Origin of the sequence: Bradyrhizobium sp. JR4.3, from assembly GCF_040547695.1 — a bacterium.
GTDB classification, from domain to species: Bacteria; Pseudomonadota; Alphaproteobacteria; order Rhizobiales; family Xanthobacteraceae; genus Bradyrhizobium; species Bradyrhizobium canariense.
This window is the reverse complement of the sequence record NZ_JBEPQF010000001.1, coordinates 383,201-401,527: the sequence shown is the minus strand read 5'-3', so window position 1 is coordinate 401,527 and position 18,327 is coordinate 383,201. Positions and strand designations below refer to the sequence as shown.

Here is an 18,327-nt window from a genome sequence, read left to right as displayed (position 1 = left end):
TCCCTTAAGCCGCTGCTGCGGCTTCGACCTGACGAACGATGATCGTCAGCTGTGAAAATGGTTTGTAGACACGGCCCGAGCGGCCACGGCCGCGGGCGGCAAAGCGCTTCATCACGAGGCCATTGCCGACGAAGGCCTGCGCCACGACGAGATCGTCGACGTCGAGGTCGTGGTTGTTCTCGGCGTTGGCAATAGCCGATTCCAGGCACTTCTTCACGTCAACCGCGATCCGCTTGCGCGAAAACTGCAGGTCGGCGAGCGCAGCAGCCGCCTTCCGGCCGCGAATGAGCTGGGCGACCAGGTTGAGCTTCTGCGGGCTCACCCGCAGCATCCGGGCGACCGCCTTGGCCTCGTTCTCGGCGAGGCTCCGTTCGCGCTTAGGTTTGCTCATCGTTTAATCCTCAAGCCTTCTTGGCTTTCTTGTCCCCGGAGTGGCCATGGAAGGTACGGGTCGGCGAGAACTCGCCGAACTTGTGACCGACCATTTCCTCGTTGACGGCCACCGGCACGTGCTTCTGACCGTTGTAGACGCCGAAGGTCAGGCCGACGAATTGCGGCAGGATCGTCGAGCGACGGCTCCAGATCTTGATGACGTCGTGACGGCCGGACGAGCGCGCGGCATCTGCCTTCTTGAGCAGAGAACCCTCGACGAACGGGCCTTTCCAGACTGAACGAACCATGTCCGGCGTTCCTTACTTCTTCCGCTTGTGGCGGCTTAGGAGAATGAATTTGTTGGTCGACTTGTTCGAGCGGGTCTTCTTGCCCTTGGTCGGCTTGCCCCACGGAGTAACCGGGTGGCGACCGCCCGAGGTACGACCTTCACCACCGCCGTGCGGATGGTCGATCGGGTTCATCGAAACGCCGCGGTTGTGCGGTTTGCGGCCCAGCCAACGGTTGCGGCCGGCCTTGCCGATCGACGTGTTCATGTGATCCGGGTTCGACACCGCGCCAATCGTGGCGCGGCAACGGCCGTGCACCAGGCGCTGTTCGCCCGAGTTCAGGCGGACGATCACGTAGTCCTGGTCGCGACCGACGAGCTGGGCGTAGGTGCCCGCGGAACGGGCGAGCTGGCCGCCCTTCCCGATCTTGACCTCGATGTTGTGGATGATCGTGCCGACCGGCATGTTGCCGAGCGGCATGACATTGCCCGGCTTCACGTCGACATAGTTGCCGGCGACGACGGAATCACCGACGGCCAAACGCTGCGGCGCCAGGATATAGGCCTGGGTGCCGTCTTCGTACTTGACCAGCGCGATGAAGGCGGTGCGGTTCGGATCGTATTCCAGCCGCTCGACCGTCGCGGGCGCATCGACCTTGTCACGCTTGAAATCCACCGTACGCAACGTCCGCTTATGACCGCCGCCGCGGAAGCGCACGGTGATGCGACCGGTGTTGTTGCGGCCGCCAGAGGAGTGCTTGCCTTCGGTGAGCGCCTTGACAGGCTTGCCCTTGTAGAGGGCCGAACGATCGACCATGACCAGCTGGCGCTGGCCCGGCGTCGTGGGATTGAATGTCTTCAGTGCCATCGTCGTACGACCTTACAGACCGGTGGTCACGTCGATCCGGTGACCCTCTTCGAGAGTCACGATCGCGCGCTTGGAGTTCGACTGCGAGCCGAGATTGCCGCGGAAGATCTTGGTCTTGCCCTTGCGGACCAGCGTGTTGACACTCTTGACCTTGACGTCGAACAGCTTCTCGATCGCTTCCTTGATCTGCGGCTTGGTCGCCTTTGCGGCCACCTTGAACAGCACCTTGTTGTGCTCCGAGGCGATCGTGGCCTTTTCGGTCACGACCGGCGACAGGATCACGTCGTAGTGGCGAGGCTCGATGTTCTTCGTCATTTGAAGCGCGCCTCCAGCGCATCGATGGCGGCCTTGGTCAGAACAAGCTTCCGACGGCGCAGGATGTCATAGACGTTGATGCCCTGGATCGGCAGCACGTCCATGTTCGGGATGTTGCGGGCTGCAGCGGCGAAGCCGTTGTTGAGCTCGGCGCCGTCGATGATCAGCGCGTTGGTCAAACCCAGACCAGAGAAATGACCGAGCAGCGCCTTGGTCTTGGCAGCTTCCAGCGCGGCCTTGTCGATCACGATGAGATCGCCGTCCTTGGCCTTTGCCGAGAGCGCATGCTTGAGGGCGAGCGCACGGACCTTCTTCGGCAGGTCGGTGGCGTGCGAACGCACCACCGGACCGAAGGCACGGCCACCGCCACGGAACTGCGGCACGCGAGCCGAGCCGTGACGAGCACCACCGGTGCCCTTCTGCTTGTACATCTTCTTGCCGGTGCGCCAGATCTCGGCGCGGCCCTTGGCCTTGTGCGTACCGGCCTGGCGCTTGTTGAGCTGCCACTGCACGCAACGTGCAATGATGTCCTGGCGCGGCTCGAGGCCGAAAATGGTGTCGGAAAGCTGGACCGAGCCGGCTTCCTTACCTTCGAGGGTCGTGACCTTCAATTCCATCTCACGCCTCCTGCGCAGCCGGAGCAGCGTCCGCTTCGCCAGCAACCTTGAACTTGCCGGGCTTCGGAGCTTCCTTCGGCAGCGGCTTCTTGACGGCGTCGCGCACGCGGATCCAGCCGCCCTTGGAACCGGGAACGGCGCCTTCGACGAGGATCAGACCGCGCTCGACATCGAGCTGAACGACCCGAAGGTTGAGCGTGGTGATGCGGTCGACGCCCATGTGACCGGGCATCTTCTTGTTCTTCCAGGTCTTGCCCGGATCCTGACGGCCACCGGTCGAACCGATCGAACGGTGCGAGACCGAGACGCCGTGAGTGGCGCGCAGACCGCCGAAGTTCCAGCGCTTCATACCGCCGGCAAAACCCTTACCGACCGAAGTACCGGTGACGTCGACGAACTGACCGACGACAAAGTGGTCGGCCAGGATCTCGGCACCGACGGGGATCATCTGATCCGCGGAGACGCGGAATTCCTCGACCTGCCGCTTCGGCTCGACCTTGGCGACCGCGAACTGGCCGCGCTCCGCCTTGGGCATGTACACGGTCTTGCGGCTGCCAGAACCAAGCTGGAGCGCGACATAACCGTTTTTCTCTTCGGTGCGGTGGCCTACGACCTGGCAATTGCCGAGCTTCAGCACGGTCACGGGGATATGTTCGCCGGCCTCTGTAAAGACCCGCGTCATCCCGACCTTTTGTGCGATCACTCCGGAGCGCATCGGCGTGCTTCCTGTTCTTTCTGTCCGCTAGTGGCGAACGTGATCCAAAAATCTTAGAGCTTGATCTCGACGTCGACACCGGCGGCCAGGTCGAGCTTCATCAAAGCATCGACGGTCTGCGGGGTCGGGTCGACGATGTCGAGCAGGCGCTTGTGAGTGCGCATCTCGAACTGCTCGCGGCTCTTCTTGTCGACGTGCGGCGAACGGTTGACGGTGAACTTCTCGATGCGGGTGGGCAGCGGAATGGGTCCGCGGACCTGCGCGCCGGTGCGCTTCGCCGTGTTCACGATCTCGCGGGTCGACGTATCGAGGATACGATGGTCGAACGCCTTGAGACGGATGCGAATATTTTGGCCGTTCATTGCCGTGGTCTTTCTTCAGTGGGGTGGCGAATAGCGAATAGCGAATGTCACATTCGCTATTCGCCGATCCCTATTCTCGTAATTACTCGATGATCGAGGCGACGACGCCGGCGCCGACGGTGCGGCCGCCTTCGCGGATCGCGAAGCGGAGCTTCTCTTCCATCGCGATCGGCACGATCAGGTGCACTTCCATCGCGATGTTGTCGCCCGGCATCACCATCTCGGTACCCTCCGGCAGATGCACGACACCGGTCACGTCGGTGGTGCGGAAGTAGAACTGCGGACGGTAGTTGGTGAAGAACGGGGTGTGGCGGCCGCCCTCTTCCTTGGTGAGGATGTAGGCCTCAGCCTTGAACTTGGTGTGCGGCTTGACCGAACCCGGCTTGCACAGCACCTGGCCGCGCTCGACGTCCTCGCGCTTGGTACCACGAAGCAGCGCACCGATGTTGTCGCCGGCCTGGCCCTGATCGAGCAGCTTGCGGAACATTTCGACGCCGGTAACCGTGGTCTTCTGCGTGGCGCGCAGACCGACGATCTCGATTTCCTCGCCGACCTTGACGATACCGCGCTCGACACGGCCGGTCACGACGGTGCCGCGGCCCGAGATCGAGAACACGTCTTCAACCGGCATCAGGAACGGAAGGTCGACCGGACGCTCCGGCTGCGGAATGTAAGCGTCGACCTGCTTCATCAGCTCGAGGATGGCCTCATGGCCGAGCGTCTTGTCGGAATCTTCGAGGGCGGCGAGCGCCGAGCCCTTGATGATCGGGATGGTGTCGCCCGGGAATTCGTACTTCGAGAGCAGCTCGCGAACCTCGAGCTCGACCAGCTCGAGCAGTTCCGGATCGTCGACCATGTCGCACTTGTTGAGGAACACGACCAGCGCGGGAACGCCGACCTGGCGGGCGAGCAGGATGTGCTCGCGGGTCTGCGGCATCGGACCGTCGGCGGCCGACACGACCAGGATCGCACCGTCCATCTGGGCAGCGCCGGTGATCATGTTCTTCACGTAGTCGGCGTGGCCGGGGCAGTCGACGTGCGCGTAGTGGCGATTCTTGGTTTCGTATTCGACGTGGGCCGTCGAGATCGTGATGCCGCGCGCCTTCTCTTCCGGCGCCTTATCGATCTGGTCGTACGCCGTGAACGTCGCACCGCCGGCTTCGGCGAGGACCTTGGTGATCGCCGCGGTCAGCGACGTCTTGCCATGGTCGACGTGACCGATGGTGCCGATATTGCAGTGCGGCTTGTTACGTTCAAACTTTGCTTTGGCCATTTGACTCTCCGTTCAATCGTCAGTTCGAGACCGACGACAATCAGGCAAACTTCTTCTGGACTTCTGCCGACACGTTGGCCGGCGCTTCTGCGTAGTGGTCGAACTGCATGGTGAAGGTTGCGCGACCCTGGCTCATCGAGCGCAGGTTATTCACGTAACCGAACATGTTCATGAGCGGCACCATCGCGTTGATGACGTTGGCGTTGCCGCGCATGTCCTGACCCTGGATCTGACCGCGCCGGGAATTCAGGTCGCCGATGACGGAGCCGGTGTAATCTTCCGGGGTCACCACTTCGACCTTCATGATCGGCTCGAGCAGGACGGACTTGCCCTTCTGCAAGGCTTCGCGGAATGCAGCACGCGATGCGATTTCGAAGGCGAGCGCCGACGAGTCGACGTCGTGATACTTGCCGTCGACGAGCTGAACCTTGACGTCGACCACGGGGAAGCCCGCGACGACACCAGAGCCCATCACGCTGTTGAGGCCCTTTTCGACGCCGGGGATGTATTCCTTCGGAACCGCACCGCCGACGATCTTGGACTCGAACTCGTAACCCTTGCCGGGCTCGTTCGGCTCGACCACGATCGACACTTCCGCGAACTGACCGGTACCGCCCGTCTGCTTCTTGTGGGTGTACTTGACCTCGGCCCTCTTGGTGACGCGCTCACGGAACGCCACCTGCGGCGCGCCGATGTTGGCATCGACCTTGTAGGTGCGGCGGAGAATGTCGACCTTGATGTCGAGATGGAGCTCGCCCATTCCCTTGAGGATGGTCTGGCCGGACTCCTGGTCGGTCGACACGCGGAAGGACGGATCCTCCGCAGCGAGCTTCGCCAGCGCCACACCGAGCTTTTCCTGGTCGGCCTTGGACTTGGGCTCGATCGCGATCTCGATGACCGGCTCGGGGAATTCCATCTTTTCGAGGATCACCGCCTTGTCGGGATCGCACAGCGTGTCACCGGTGCGCGCTTCCTTCAGGCCAGCCAGCGCAACGATGTCGCCGGCATAGGCTTCCTTGATGTCTTCGCGGTTGTTCGCATGCATCAGCAACATGCGACCAATGCGCTCCTTGCGGTCGCGCGTCGAATTGATGACGCCGGTACCCGACAGCAGCGTGCCGGAATAGATGCGGCAGAAAGTGATGGTGCCGACGAACGGGTCGTCCATGATCTTGAAGGCCAACAGAGCCAGCGGCTCCTTGTCGTCCGGCAGGCGAACGACCTCGTTGCCGTCTTCATCGACGCCCTTGATGGCCGGCACGTCAACCGGCGACGGCAGATAATCCACGACCGCGTCGAGCAAAGGCTGCACGCCCTTGTTCTTGAACGCCGAGCCGCACAACACCGGGAAGAACGCGCCAGTCAGCACGGCCTTGCGGATCAAGCGCTTCAACGTCGCCTCATCGGGCTCCTTGCCGTCGAGGTAAGCGGCGAGAACTTCGTCGTCGAGCTCGACGGCGGCTTCCAGCAGCTTCTCGCGATATTCCTTGGCCTTCTCGACCATGTCCTCGGGAATATCGATGTCCACGAACTTGGCGTCGAGCTTCTCTTCTTCCCAGATCACGCCCTTCATGCGAACGAGATCGACCAGACCCTTGAAGTTGTTCTCGGAACCGATCGGAAGTTGGATCGCGATCGGCTTTGCGCCGAGACGATCGATAATGTCCTGCATGCACTTGTAGAAGTCGGCGCCGGTCTTATCCATCTTGTTGGCGAAGACGATGCGCGGAACTTTGTACTTGTCGCCCTGGCGCCAGACCGTCTCGGTCTGGGGCTCGACGCCCTGGTTCGAGTCGAGCACGCACACGGCGCCGTCGAGCACGCGCAAGCTGCGCTCGACTTCGATGGTGAAGTCGACGTGGCCGGGAGTGTCGATGATGTTGAGACGCTTGCCTTCCCAGAACGCGGTGGTCGCGGCCGACGTAATCGTAATGCCGCGCTCCTGCTCCTGCTCCATCCAGTCCATCGTCGCGGCACCTTCGTGCACTTCGCCGATTTTGTGGCTCTTGCCGGTATAATAGAGGATGCGCTCGGTGGTCGTGGTCTTGCCGGCATCGATATGCGCCATGATACCGAAGTTACGGTAGTTCTCTATGGCATGAACGCGGGGCATGGAGTGTTCCTTAGATTCCGTGTGTCGCCGTTACCAGCGATAGTGCGAGAAGGCGCGGTTGGCTTCCGCCATCCGGTGCACGTCTTCGCGCTTCTTGACGGCGTTACCCCGGTTGTTCGACGCGTCCAGAAGCTCCGCAGAGAGCCGCTCGGTCATCGTCTTCTCGTTGCGATCGCGCGCAGCCGAGATCAACCAGCGAATACCCAGCGCCTGACGGCGCACCGAGCGAACTTCGACCGGAACCTGATAGGTCGCGCCGCCGACGCGGCGGGAGCGCACTTCGATCGTCGGCATGACGTTCTCGAGTGCCTGCTCGAACACGCCGAGCGGGTTCTGCTTGGTCTTGCTTTCGATGAGGCCGAACGCGCCGTAGACGATGCCTTCGGCGACCGACTTCTTTCCGGCGTACATCACCGAATTCATGAACTTCGTGACGATGATATTCCCGAACTTCGGATCGGGAAGGACTTCGCGCTTTTCGGCAGAATGGCGACGAGACATGGACCTGGTTCCCGCTTACTTCGGACGCTTGGCGCCGTACTTCGAACGGCGCTGCTTACGGTTCTTGACGCCCTGGGTATCCAGAACGCCGCGGAGGATGTGATAGCGCACGCCGGGCAAATCCTTGACGCGACCGCCGCGGATCATGACCACCGAGTGCTCCTGGAGGTTATGGCCCTCACCGGGGATGTAGCCGATCACCTCGAAGCCATTGGTCAGGCGCACCTTGGCAACCTTACGAAGCGCCGAGTTCGGCTTCTTCGGGGTCGTGGTGTAAACGCGCGTGCAAACACCGCGCTTCTGCGGCGACTGCTGCAGCGCCGGCACCTTCTTGCGCGACTTCTGCACTTCCCGCGGTTGAGCGATCAGCTGGTTGATCGTCGGCATCCTGGCATTACCCTTTGTGTTCTGCCGCGGCCCGTCACCGGGTCCGCAAATTCTTTCGAGCTACCCGCCCGACGAGGCCGCCTTGCGCGGAACAATCCGCACAAAGCGAAATCGCGCCAACCACCCATCAACGGGCGGAAAGCGCTTCGACGCCACAGAGGACCGCAGTAGTTGAACCGGTCAGCTTGAAGCTGCGGTCCGCGCACCGAGGTCATGCATCCGAATTCGATCTCGAGAGAACATGCTCACGAGACCTAAAATCGCACTGGCATTGCCTAGCTATGATCGACAGCGTTTGAGCGGCATTCGTCGAGGTTGGTGCCTGTCTTGGCGATCCCAGGGGATCAAACAGGTGGCCCGTTCCGACGTTGGCGATGCTCACCGCCTGTCGTTAAGTGAGGGGGTTCTATAAGTGGGAGTCGGTCAAGTCAAGGCGAAACGTCAGTCAGAAGCGCTTCCCGCGCCTGCCGAAATCGCTTCCTGGGCCGCTCGCTGCGCCTTCGCGACATGGAAATGAAGAGCGCGTTCCGCCACCTCGAATCCAATTTATACCCGGGTTAAATATACTTTTATGACCTTTGGCTAAGGCTTTCTTTCCTGTTGGGGCGCCAATGTACCGCCTTGGGCAGGGATTGGCACCATGCGGTACACCGACATTGCCATTATCGGCGGGGGATTGTCCGGCTCGACCGCCGCCGCGATGCTCGGCCGTAGCGGCATTTCGACCATCCTGATCGATCCGCATGAGAGCTATTCTGCGGACTTTCGAGTCGAAAAACTCAGCGGCCACGTGCAGGTCGGGCGATTCTTGCAGACGGGAATCGCCGAATCGGTGCTGCGCCGCGCGACCTTTGTGGGTGAGAACTGGATCGCGCGCTTTGGCCGCCTTCTCGACAAGGCGCCAAGCCGGCAGTTCAACATCCTCTACGATTCCCTCGTCAACGCTGTCCGCGACGAAATTCCTGCCGGTGTCGAGCGCGTCTGCGCCAAGGCCGTCTCGGTCGAGACAAGTACGGAGCGGCAGAAGGTCACTCTGTCCAACGACGAGATGGTCTCCGCCCGACTGGTCGTGCTCGCCAACGGCCTCAATGTCGGCCTGCGCCACCAGCTGGGAATCGCCCGAACAGTCGTCAGTGCCTGCCATTCGATTTCGATCGGGTTCGACGTGGTGCCCGCGGGACGGGACTCGTTCGACTTCCCGGCGCTGACCTATTTCTCGGAACGGCCGAGCGACCGCATCCCCTATCTCACGCTTTTTCCGATCGGGACGCGGATGCGCGCCAATCTGTTCGTCTACCGCAGCTTCGACGATCCCTGGCTGGTTGAGCTGCGCCGAGCGCCCGCCGAGACGCTGAACGCCGCGCTGCCACGGCTCAAGCGCATCACCGGACGATTCGACATTCCCGGTGAGCTGAAAATCCGCCCGGTCGATCTCTATGTGAACGATGCCAGCGGCCAACCCGGCCTCGTGCTGGTGGGCGATGCCTTCTCGACCTCCTGCCCTGCCGCCGGCACCGGCTGCGACAAGGTCTTCACCGACGTCGAGCGGCTCTGCAACCTCTACATCCCGCAGTGGCTGGCCTCCGACGGGATGGATACAAGCAAGATCGCCACCTTCTACGTAGATCCGGTCAAGCGGGCGTGCGACGATTGGTCGGCGGCGAAGGCGTTCGACTTCCGCTCGGTCTCGATTGCGACGAGCCCCTATTGGACGGCGCAGCGCTGGGCACGCTTCATTGCCTGGTCGGTTCAGGGGCTATTGCGGCCGCTTGGAGGAGCCTTCGATCTGGAGCCGAACTTCCTCGGTCACTCCTCCTCATCGTCCTCGCCGAGGTCGTCTTCATCCTCGTCGTCATCGTCGCTGTCCTCGTCGACGTGAGCCGGCGCGCCATGCGGTTGATGGATCTGGTCGTTCCACAGCTTGCGATAGGTGCCGTTCTTGGCGAGCAGCTCGGCATGCGAGCCGCGCTCGATCGCCCTGCCCCCTGAAATCACGATGATCTCGTCCATCTCGACCACCGAGGTCAGGCGGTGGGTCGACCAGATCATGGTGCGGCCCTTGGCAACCTTCAGCAGCGTGCGGTTGATTGCGGCTTCCGTGGTCTGGTCGAGCGCCGAAGTGGCTTCGTCCAGCAGCAGCACGGAGGGATTACGGATGACCGCGCGCGCGATCGCAATGCGCTGGCGCTGGCCGCCCGACAAGGTATCGCCGCGCTCGCCCACCGGCGTGTCGTATCGCTGCGGCAGGCTCATGATGTAGCGGTGGATCTCGGCCTTCTTGGCCGCCTCCTCCACCTCCTCGTCGGTCGCGCCCTCCTTGCCGAGCCGTATGTTCTCCCGGATCGACATGTTGAACAGCATGTTCTCCTGGAACACCACCGCCATGCTCCGGCGCAGCGAATCCAGCGTCACCTTGCGGACGTCGACGCCGTCGATGGTGACCCGCCCCTCGTCCGGCACATAGAGCCGCAGGATCAGATTCAGCAGCGTGCTTTTGCCGGAGCCCGAGGGACCGACGACGGCAATGCGCTTGCCGACATTGAGCTTGAGGCTGAGATTGTCCAGCACCGGCGTCTGGCTGCCTTCGTACTGGAACGTCACGTGGTCGAAGGTGATGTCGTTGGTGATGCGGGGCAGATCGGGCGCGCCGGCACGATCGGCGCTGCGCGTGGGCTCGTCGAGCAGCTCCTGCATGTGACGAATCGCGGCTGCCGAGGAGATCGACACGGGGATGAAGTGCATCACATGGGCGATGTTGTAGGACACCTCCCAGAACGCGCTCTCGAAGGTGACGAAGGTGCCGATGGTGATCTGACCCTTTGTCGCCAGATATGCGCCGATCGCGAGCACGACGAGATGCAAGAGCAGCACCGAGATGGTGACCGTCCGCTCTACCATGGTCGACAGGAACGCCGCCGAGGCCATCCTGTTTCGCGTCTCGTCGTTGCGAAAGGTGAAGAAGCCGAACATCCGGCGTTGCAGGCTGAACGCCTTGATCACGGCCTGCGCCGCCACGTTCTCCTGCACCATGCCGAGCAGCGCGGACTCATTGAGCTTCTGCTCGTAATTCGCCTGAACGGCCTTCGGCGTCAGCATGCGGGGACCGATCAGCGTGATCGGGAACACCAGCAGCGCAACCGCCGCGAGCTGCCAGTTCAGGAACACCATGAGGATGATTCCCGCGATCAACTCCAGGAACGGCAATGCCGCGCTGTTGGCGAAGGTCTTGACCGAGCCCTCGAAGGCCGCGAGGTCAACGGAGAAGCGCGACAGGATCTCGCCGCGCTTGGTGCGGCCGAAATAGGCCGCCGGCAGGTCCTGGACGTGCTCGAACAGCCGTTTGCGGACGTCGGAGATGATGCACGCCGCGAGCCGCGCATCCCAGCGCTCGTACCAGACCGCGACGATCGAGGTGAAGATGCCCGCGACCGCGAGCACGCCGAGGATCTTGTACAGCGCCTGGAAATCCTCCTCGCCGAGCGCGTCGTCGATCAGGTACTTCAGGCTGAGCGGCATGATGACGTTGAATAGCGTCTCGACGAAGACGCCAAACGCCACGAAGGACAGCATCTGCTTGTAATTGACCAGGAAGGGTTTGACGAAGCCCAGGATGGTCGCGAGCGCGCCGGCGGCCTCGCGCGCGGTAAAGACGACGAGGTCCTCGTCCTCATCGTCGTCATCGAGCTCCAGCCCGTCATCCTCCTCGTCTTCATCGTCCTCGTCGTCTTCGAGGTCCGGCTTGACGGTAGGGACAAGCTTGTCGTCGAGCTCGGCCGCCTCTTCCGTGGCGAGCTTCTGTTTGTCGGGCGGGAGGGGCTTGGACGCCATGAAACCAACCGATGCTGACGGCCGGCATGACCGCAGAGAAAGAAGGAAATAGCGGAAACCGCTATTGCATCGATTCTATGCGATCAGGATGAATTCGGCAAAACAATTGGCGAAGGCGTCCGCTTCAGGCGGCTAGTCGTCTTCCTCGTCCTCGACCTTGTCGAAAAAGGAATAGCGCAACGAATCGGCGTCGGCGTACCACTGGCCCGGGCCCTTGTTCGCGGCGAGCGTCGTCTCCCAGAGCGCGTCGGTGCAGTCCTTGCGGTGCATCGACAGCTCGAAGCCGTTGCCGAAGAACAGTTCGGACCATTCCCACCAGGTGCCGAGCTTCTTGACGCCGCGCAGAAGGTCGTAGCGGTCGATCAGTGCCGGCGCCATGTCCGAGGTGATCGAGCCGAACACGAGCCCGGTCTTGACCACACGGTTCAGCTCCCTGATCGCACGGACCACCTGCTTCGGGGAAACATGGCAGAGGCTGGTCTCGAACACGAAGTCGAACGCACCTTCTTTGAACGGCATGGCGGTGATCGAACCGAGCTTGTTGTACTTCTTCAGCGCCTTCGGCGTTCTGGCGTGAATGGTGCGGTTGTTCTCGATGCCGAAGGCATCGATACCGCGGTCGCGCAGCGCGCCGACAAGCTCGCCGCTGGCCGAGCCCGCGATCAAGAGCTTCGTGCCTTTGGTTTTGCCCCAGACGATGCCGATCAGTTTTGTGAGATAGTCGGGATCGGTGAAGTGTTGCCACACTTCGCTGTAAGGACCCTGGCCGCGATAATTGTCAAAATAATCGCGATCGATCTTGTCCGAGAGCGGCTTGTCGTCCTGCGAACGCTCGCGGCGCAGGCGCATCATCTCGGTCAAGATGATGTCGGTCGCCGCGTCCGAGGAATCGAGCAGGCCGTTCAGCGTCGAGTCGAACAGATAGTCGCCGACCACCACGATTCCGGGATGTTCCTTCGGCTCGGGGCGGTGATTGGTCATGACGTCGCGCACGGGCAAGCCGCCCGGAATCGCGTTCACCGACGACAACCAGCGGTGGATCTTGCCTTCCATGAAATGCGCGCGTGCATCGCCGAGCGATGCCGGCAGCGATTTCAGCGCGGCATCGATCAGCTCCTGGTCGGAGAGATTCGCGAACGCCAGCGCGTCGGAGCCCGGAATCAGCCAGTTCAGCACGCCGTGCTTGCCCACATCATGGCGCGCGCCCTCGTTATAGACGCAGCAACCGCCAAAGGCCTCCGACATGAACCAGGCGCCAGCGATCTTGTCGCCCCAGAACGGCTTGTCGAACAGAATCGAGACCCGCAAATAGTGCGCAGGACGGTCGAAGTACGAGACGTGCTTGACCATCGACTTGCGGAGCTGTTCGCCCTCCCAGCCGACGGTTCCGAGCCAGGAATGCGGCAGACAGACCAGCACAAGGTCGAAGTCGCGCGTCTCTGGCCCCTTGCCGTTCATCATCTTGAGTTGATAGCGACCGGTCGGCGCCTTGCCGACCGTGAGGATTCGGTGATTGAGCTGGATGTCGGCATTGACCTCCGACTGGAGGCACTCGATGAGCTGCTCGTTACCGTTCTGGATGGAATAGAGGCCGATATAGCCGTCGACATCCATCAGGTAGTTCTTGAGCGCGTTGAGACCGTTGGTGTTGTGGCTCTCGGTCGCGAGGTCCGAACGCGCCATCACCTTGAAGAATCGTTTTGCGGTCTCGTCCTCGACCTCCTCGTCGAGCACCTGTTCGGCGGTCTTGTAGGCCCAGGGATTCTCGTTGTCGTGCGCGCCGACGCCCTCGTAATACTCGATCGGCGTCATCGCCTCGGCGCAGCGCTTACGGAACGCCTCAATCGCAGCCGCGGTCTTGGCACCATATTTGCGACGCATGCCCGCGACGTCGTTGAGGAGCTCGCCGCCGAACTGCACCTGCTCGGCATCCATCGGAATGGTCTGCAAGCCGAAATGCTGGATCAACTCGCGCAACGGATCCGGCCCGGTCATCGAGTAGTCGTAGATCTCGGCAACGCCGGCCTCGTACATCGCGGGCGCGGAATCGAATTTGCGCGTGACGATCTTGCCGCCGAGCCGGTCGGATGCCTCGTAGATGGTGACGCGGCAGAGGTCGCCGAGCTTGCGCTTCAAATACCAAGCGCTCATCAGCCCACCGGGGCCGCCGCCTACGATTGCGAGATCAAGCATGAGAATTCCGTGGTCTCCGGCCCGCCCCCTTCACGGGACCACCGGTCTAAGCTCTCCTAGCAGAAGCGCTTTTGCGCCTGAAGGAAAGATGAACAAAGGTTGATCCTGCACCGCAACAGGGAAACAAAGCAGCAAAAAGGCCGGCTTGCGCCGGCCTTTTCAGTGTCCTCGGTATTCCTACGGATGAATGATCATTCCGCAGGTGGCAGCGCCATCGGCTCCACTTCCGGCGCCGGCGGCACGACGGCCGCCTGCTTCTCGCGCTCGTCGAGGATCATCTTGTCGCGCTTCACCGCGACTTCGCGGATCTTCGCCATGGAGGCGCCGGTGCCTGCCGGAATCAGCCGACCGACGATGACGTTCTCCTTGAGGCCTTCGAGCGGATCGACCTTGCCGTTGACCGCCGCTTCCGTGAGGACGCGGGTGGTCTCCTGGAACGAGGCCGCCGAGAAGAAGGAGCGGGTCTGAAGGCTGGCCTTGGTGATGCCGAGCAGAACCGGCGTCCCCGTGGCGATCTTCTTGCCCTCTTCCTTGGCCTTCGCGTTGATCTGGTCGAACTCGATCTTGTCGATCTGCTCACCCGAGATCATGTCCGTGTCGCCCTGGTCGGTGACTTCCACCTTCTGGAGCATCTGCCGGACGATCACCTCGATGTGCTTGTCGTTGATGAGCACGCCCTGGAGCCGGTAGACCTCCTGGATCTCGTTGACCAGATAGGCCGCGAGTTCCTCGATGCCCTTGACCGCCAGAATGTCGTGCGGCGCCGGGTTGCCTTCCACGATGAAGTCGCCCTTTTCGACGACGTCGCCGTCCTGAAGGTGGATGTGCTTGCCCTTCGGGATCAGGTACTCGCGCGCCTCGTCGGTCTTGTCCATCGGCTCGATCGAGATGCGACGCTTGTTCTTGTAGTCGCGCCCAAACCGGATGGTGCCCGCGATTTCGGCGATGATCGCCGCATCCTTCGGACGCCGAGCCTCGAACAGTTCCGCCACCCGCGGCAGACCGCCGGTGATGTCGCGCGTCTTGGCGCTTTCGGTCGAGACACGGGCGAGAATGTCGCCCGCCTGGACCTTGGCTCCGACATCGACCGACAGAATGCCGTCGACCGACAGCATGTAGCGAGCATCGCCGCCACGGGCGAGCTTGAGCACCTTGCCGTCCTTGCCCTTGATCACGATGGCGGGACGCAGGTCCCCGCCGCCGCGCATCGAGCGCCAGTCGATGACCACGCGCTTGGCAATACCGGTGGCCTCGTCGAGCGTTTCCGAGATCGACTGTCCCTCAACCAGATCCTCGAAGCCGATGGTGCCTTCGACCTCGGTGAGGAGCGGACGGGTGTAGGGATCCCATTCGACGATACGCTGGCCGCGCTTGACCATGTCGCCCTCGTCGACGTGCAGGCGCGAACCGTACTGAATACGGTGCGTCGCACGCTCGGTGCCGTCGGCATCGACGATCGCGATCACCATGTTGCGAACCATCGCAACCAGGTGGCCGTCGCTGTTGCGGGCGATGGCCTTATTCCTGATCACGATCTTGCCGTCGAAGTTGGATTCGACGAAAGATTGCTCGTTCAGCTGCGCCGCACCGCCGATGTGGAAGGTACGCATGGTGAGCTGGGTGCCCGGCTCGCCGATCGACTGGGCCGCGATGACCCCGACCGCTTCGCCGTGGTTGACCGGCGTGCCGCGAGCGAGATCGCGGCCGTAGCACTTGCCGCAGATGCCGTTGACGAGCTCGCAGGTCAGCGCCGAGCGGATCTTCACCTCCTGGACGCCGCCCTGATGAATGGCATCCAGATGGCTCTCTTCCATCAGCGTACCGCGCTTGAAGATCACCTTGCCCGTGCTGTCACGCACGTCTTCGCAGGCCGTGCGTCCGAGGATGCGCGAGCCGAGCGAAGCGACCACGGTGCCGGCATCGACGATGGCGCGCATCTTGATGCCGAGCTTGGTGCCGCAATCGTCCTGCGTGATGATGCAATCCTGCGCGACGTCGACGAGACGACGGGTCAGGTAGCCGGAGTTCGCAGTCTTCAACGCGGTGTCCGCGAGGCCCTTGCGGGCGCCGTGGGTCGAGTTGAAGTACTCGAGCACCGAGAGGCCTTCCTTGAAGTTCGAGATGATCGGCGTCTCGATGATCTCGCCAGACGGCTTGGCCATCAGGCCGCGCATGCCGGCGAGCTGGCGCATCTGGGCCGGCGAACCGCGGGCACCGGAGTGAGCCATCATGTAGATCGAGTTGATGTCGGCATCCGCCCCGCTCGCCGTCTTCTTGGTCGAGGAAATCTCCTTCATCATCGCCTTGGCGATTTCTTCCGTGGCCTTCGACCAGGCGTCGACGACCTTGTTGTACTTCTCGCCATGGGTGATCAGACCGTCGTTGTACTGCTGCTCGAAATCCTTCGCCAGCGTACGTGTGGTGTCGACGATCTTCCACTTGGAGTGCGGCACGACCATGTCGTCCTTGCCGAACGAGATGCCGGCCTTGAACGCGTTGTAGAAGCCGAGCGCCATGATGCGGTCGCAGAAGATCACCGTCTCCTTCTGACCGCAGTGGCGGTAGACCTGGTCGATGACGCCGGAGATCTCGCGCTTGGTCATCAGCTTGTTGATGATCTCGTACGGAACGCGCGGGTTCTTCGGCAGCAAATTGCCCAGCATGACGCGGCCAGCGGTGGTCTCGATCCAGCGCTTGGAGATCTTGCCGGTCTCGTCGATGCCTTCCCACCGGTACTTGATCTTGGTGTGGAGGTGGATGACCTTCGCGTGCAGCGCGTGCTCGAGCTCCGCCATCTCGCCGAAGATCTTGCCCTCGCCGGGCAGGCCTTCGCGCATGATGGAGACGTAGTAGAGACCGAGCACGATGTCCTGCGACGGCACGATGATCGGCTGGCCGTTCGCCGGATGCAGGATGTTGTTGGTCGACATCATCAGGACGCGCGCTTCCAGCTGCGCTTCGAGCGACAGCGGGACGTGCACGGCCATCTGGTCGCCGTCGAAGTCGGCGTTGAACGCGGCGCAGACCAGCGGGTGGAGCTGGATCGCCTTGCCCTCGATCAGCACGGGCTCGAACGCCTGGATGCCGAGGCGATGGAGCGTCGGTGCGCGGTTGAGCAGCACGGGATGCTCGCGGATGACCTCGTCCAGGATGTCCCAGACCTCGGGCCGCTCCTTCTCGACCAGCTTCTTGGCCTGTTTCACGGTGGTGGACAGACCCTTGGCGTCAAGCCGCGAGTAGATGAACGGCTTGAACAGCTCGAGCGCCATCTTCTTCGGCAGGCCGCACTGATGCAGGCGCAGCTCGGGACCGACCACGATCACCGAACGGCCCGAATAGTCGACGCGCTTGCCGAGCAGGTTCTGACGGAACCGGCCCTGCTTGCCCTTGAGCATGTCGGCGAGCGACTTCAGCGGACGCTTGTTGGCGCCGGTGATGACGCGGCCGCGGCGGCCGTTGTCGAACAGAGCGTCGACGGCCTCCTGAAGCATGCGCTTCTCGTTGCGGATGATGATGTCCGGCGCGCGCAGCTCCATCAGCCGCTTCAAGCGGTTGTTGCGGTTGATGACGCGGCGGTACAGGTCGTTGAGGTCCGAGGTCGCGAAGCGGCCGCCATCCAGCGGCACCAGCGGACGCAGGTCCGGCGGAATCACCGGGACCACGGTCATGATCATCCATTCCGGCTTGTTGCCGGAGTGGCGGAACGCTTCCACGATCTTCAGGCGCTTGGCGAGCTTCTTGTGCTTGATGTCGGAGTCGGTCTCCTGCATCTCTGCGCGCAAGGTCAGCTCGAGCTTCTCGAGATCCATGCCCTTGAGCAGCTCGCGGATCGCTTCCGCGCCGATCATGGCGGTGAAGGAATCCTGGCCGTATTCGTCCTGCGCCTTCAGATACTCGTCTTCCGACAAGAGCTGACGGTCCTTCAGCGCGGTGAGGCCCGGCTCGAGCACGACGTAATATTCGAAATAGAGGATCCGCTCGAGATCCTTCAACGTCATGTCGAGCAGGAGGCCGATGCGCGAGGGCAGCGACTTCAGGAACCAGATGTGGGCGACGGGGGCTGCGAGCTCGATATGGCCCATGCGCTCGCGCCGGACGCGCGACAGCGTGACCTCGACCGAGCACTTCTCGCAGATGATGCCCTTGTACTTCATGCGCTTGTACTTGCCGCACAAGCACTCGTAATCCTTGATCGGCCCGAAGATGCGGGCGCAGAACAGGCCGTCGCGCTCGGGCTTGAAGGTACGGTAGTTGATGGTTTCCGGCTTCTTGATCTCGCCGTACGACCAGGACAGAATCTTCTCGGGGCTCGCGATCGAGATCCGGATCTGGTCGAAGACCTGAGCCGGCGTCGTCGGATTAAAGAGATTCATAATTTCTTGGTTCATCGTCTTCTCCTCGCGTGCCGGTCGCCTCCGGCAGCAAATTCGAAAATCACTATGCGGGGCGCCCTGCCCTCGCGATTCGAGGACTGGGCGCCGATGCCCGGCCATTCAG

Annotated in this window: 15 protein-coding genes; 1 reads left to right on the top strand and 14 read right to left on the bottom strand. The window is 62.3% G+C overall.

All coding sequences use genetic code 11. The annotated features are described in order from the left end of the window. Positions 1-4: 4 nt before the first annotated feature. From rplV to rpsL, 11 genes are all read right to left on the bottom strand, one after another. A complete protein-coding gene (rplV, locus tag ABIB91_RS02050; RefSeq protein WP_007603022.1) occupies positions 5-391 on the bottom strand; it encodes a 50S ribosomal protein L22 in 387 nt (128 codons plus the stop codon). A gap of 10 nt (positions 392-401) precedes the next feature. Next, on the bottom strand, positions 402-680 hold the full coding sequence (gene rpsS / locus ABIB91_RS02045; protein WP_007603021.1) for a 30S ribosomal protein S19: 279 nt from the start codon (positions 678-680) through the stop codon (positions 402-404). A gap of 12 nt (positions 681-692) precedes the next feature. Then, a complete protein-coding gene (gene rplB / locus ABIB91_RS02040; RefSeq protein ID WP_007603020.1) occupies positions 693-1,526 on the bottom strand; it encodes a 50S ribosomal protein L2 in 834 nt (277 codons plus the stop codon). A 12-nt stretch (positions 1,527-1,538) separates the two neighbouring features. After that, the gene (locus ABIB91_RS02035) at positions 1,539-1,841 is read right to left on the bottom strand and encodes a 50S ribosomal protein L23 (RefSeq protein ID WP_007603019.1); all 303 of its coding nucleotides are present in this window, start codon (positions 1,839-1,841) and stop codon (positions 1,539-1,541) included. Next, on the bottom strand, positions 1,838-2,458 hold the full coding sequence (gene rplD / locus ABIB91_RS02030; protein WP_007603018.1) for a 50S ribosomal protein L4: 621 nt from the start codon (positions 2,456-2,458) through the stop codon (positions 1,838-1,840). The genes ABIB91_RS02035 and rplD overlap by 4 nt, the downstream gene beginning before the upstream one ends. 1 nt (position 2,459) lies before the next feature. Next, on the bottom strand, positions 2,460-3,173 hold the full coding sequence (gene rplC / locus ABIB91_RS02025; protein ID WP_007603016.1) for a 50S ribosomal protein L3: 714 nt from the start codon (positions 3,171-3,173) through the stop codon (positions 2,460-2,462). Positions 3,174-3,226: 53 nt separating this feature from the next. Continuing rightward, on the bottom strand, positions 3,227-3,535 hold the full coding sequence (rpsJ, locus tag ABIB91_RS02020) for a 30S ribosomal protein S10 (protein WP_002712302.1): 309 nt from the start codon (positions 3,533-3,535) through the stop codon (positions 3,227-3,229). 82 nt (positions 3,536-3,617) lie between these two features. After that, positions 3,618-4,808 (bottom strand): elongation factor Tu, encoded by a 1,191-nt coding sequence (gene tuf / locus ABIB91_RS02015; RefSeq protein ID WP_007603012.1) that lies wholly within the window; start codon positions 4,806-4,808, stop codon positions 3,618-3,620. Between the two features lie 40 nt (positions 4,809-4,848). Next, positions 4,849-6,921 carry an elongation factor G gene (gene fusA / locus ABIB91_RS02010; RefSeq protein WP_007603010.1) on the bottom strand — a complete coding sequence of 691 codons (2,073 nt, stop codon included), beginning with the start codon at positions 6,919-6,921 and terminating at the stop codon, positions 4,849-4,851. A 30-nt stretch (positions 6,922-6,951) separates the two neighbouring features. Then, positions 6,952-7,422 (bottom strand): 30S ribosomal protein S7, encoded by a 471-nt coding sequence (gene rpsG / locus ABIB91_RS02005; protein WP_007603009.1) that lies wholly within the window; start codon positions 7,420-7,422, stop codon positions 6,952-6,954. 15 nt (positions 7,423-7,437) lie between these two features. Beyond that, the gene (rpsL, locus tag ABIB91_RS02000; RefSeq protein ID WP_007603006.1) at positions 7,438-7,809 is read right to left on the bottom strand and encodes a 30S ribosomal protein S12; all 372 of its coding nucleotides are present in this window, start codon (positions 7,807-7,809) and stop codon (positions 7,438-7,440) included. A gap of 640 nt (positions 7,810-8,449) precedes the next feature. On the opposite strand from rpsL, the gene ABIB91_RS01995 reads away from it, so the two are divergent. Next, a complete protein-coding gene (locus ABIB91_RS01995; protein ID WP_354158592.1) occupies positions 8,450-9,688 on the top strand; it encodes an FAD-dependent oxidoreductase in 1,239 nt (412 codons plus the stop codon). Here the strand turns inward: ABIB91_RS01995 and ABIB91_RS01990 are convergent. The 3 genes from ABIB91_RS01990 to rpoC form a co-directional block, all read right to left on the bottom strand. Further along, a complete protein-coding gene (locus ABIB91_RS01990) occupies positions 9,616-11,637 on the bottom strand; it encodes an ABC transporter ATP-binding protein (RefSeq protein ID WP_354158594.1) in 2,022 nt (673 codons plus the stop codon). The genes ABIB91_RS01995 and ABIB91_RS01990 overlap by 73 nt on opposite strands. 132 nt (positions 11,638-11,769) lie before the next feature. Then, positions 11,770-13,830 carry an FAD-dependent oxidoreductase gene (locus tag ABIB91_RS01985; RefSeq protein WP_354158596.1) on the bottom strand — a complete coding sequence of 687 codons (2,061 nt, stop codon included), beginning with the start codon at positions 13,828-13,830 and terminating at the stop codon, positions 11,770-11,772. Between the two features lie 191 nt (positions 13,831-14,021). Further along, positions 14,022-18,218 carry a DNA-directed RNA polymerase subunit beta' gene (gene rpoC / locus ABIB91_RS01980; RefSeq protein ID WP_007602997.1) on the bottom strand — a complete coding sequence of 1,399 codons (4,197 nt, stop codon included), beginning with the start codon at positions 18,216-18,218 and terminating at the stop codon, positions 14,022-14,024. Positions 18,219-18,327: the final 109 nt, after the last annotated feature.

What these genes read in the sequence shown, in the direction of transcription:
- rpsS (WP_007603021.1), bottom strand. Translation starts at nt 680, where the DNA reads ATGGTTCGTTCAGTCTGGAAAGGCCCGTTCGTCGAGGGTTCTCTGCTC.
- rpsJ (WP_002712302.1), bottom strand. Translation starts at nt 3,535, where the DNA reads ATGAACGGCCAAAATATTCGCATCCGTCTCAAGGCGTTCGACCATCGT.
- rplB (WP_007603020.1), bottom strand. Translation starts at nt 1,526, where the DNA reads ATGGCACTGAAGACATTCAATCCCACGACGCCGGGCCAGCGCCAGCTG.
- rpsG (WP_007603009.1), bottom strand. Translation starts at nt 7,422, where the DNA reads ATGTCTCGTCGCCATTCTGCCGAAAAGCGCGAAGTCCTTCCCGATCCG.
- ABIB91_RS02035 (WP_007603019.1), bottom strand. Translation starts at nt 1,841, where the DNA reads ATGACGAAGAACATCGAGCCTCGCCACTACGACGTGATCCTGTCGCCG.
- tuf (WP_007603012.1), bottom strand. Translation starts at nt 4,808, where the DNA reads ATGGCCAAAGCAAAGTTTGAACGTAACAAGCCGCACTGCAATATCGGC.
- ABIB91_RS01990 (WP_354158594.1), bottom strand. Translation starts at nt 11,637, where the DNA reads ATGGCGTCCAAGCCCCTCCCGCCCGACAAACAGAAGCTCGCCACGGAA.
- rplV (WP_007603022.1), bottom strand. Translation starts at nt 391, where the DNA reads ATGAGCAAACCTAAGCGCGAACGGAGCCTCGCCGAGAACGAGGCCAAG.
- rplD (WP_007603018.1), bottom strand. Translation starts at nt 2,458, where the DNA reads ATGGAATTGAAGGTCACGACCCTCGAAGGTAAGGAAGCCGGCTCGGTC.
- fusA (WP_007603010.1), bottom strand. Translation starts at nt 6,921, where the DNA reads ATGCCCCGCGTTCATGCCATAGAGAACTACCGTAACTTCGGTATCATG.
- ABIB91_RS01985 (WP_354158596.1), bottom strand. Translation starts at nt 13,830, where the DNA reads ATGCTTGATCTCGCAATCGTAGGCGGCGGCCCCGGTGGGCTGATGAGC.
- ABIB91_RS01995 (WP_354158592.1), top strand. Translation starts at nt 8,450, where the DNA reads ATGCGGTACACCGACATTGCCATTATCGGCGGGGGATTGTCCGGCTCG.
- rpoC (WP_007602997.1), bottom strand. Translation starts at nt 18,218, where the DNA reads ATGAACCAAGAAATTATGAATCTCTTTAATCCGACGACGCCGGCTCAG.
- rplC (WP_007603016.1), bottom strand. Translation starts at nt 3,173, where the DNA reads ATGCGCTCCGGAGTGATCGCACAAAAGGTCGGGATGACGCGGGTCTTT.
- rpsL (WP_007603006.1), bottom strand. Translation starts at nt 7,809, where the DNA reads ATGCCGACGATCAACCAGCTGATCGCTCAACCGCGGGAAGTGCAGAAG.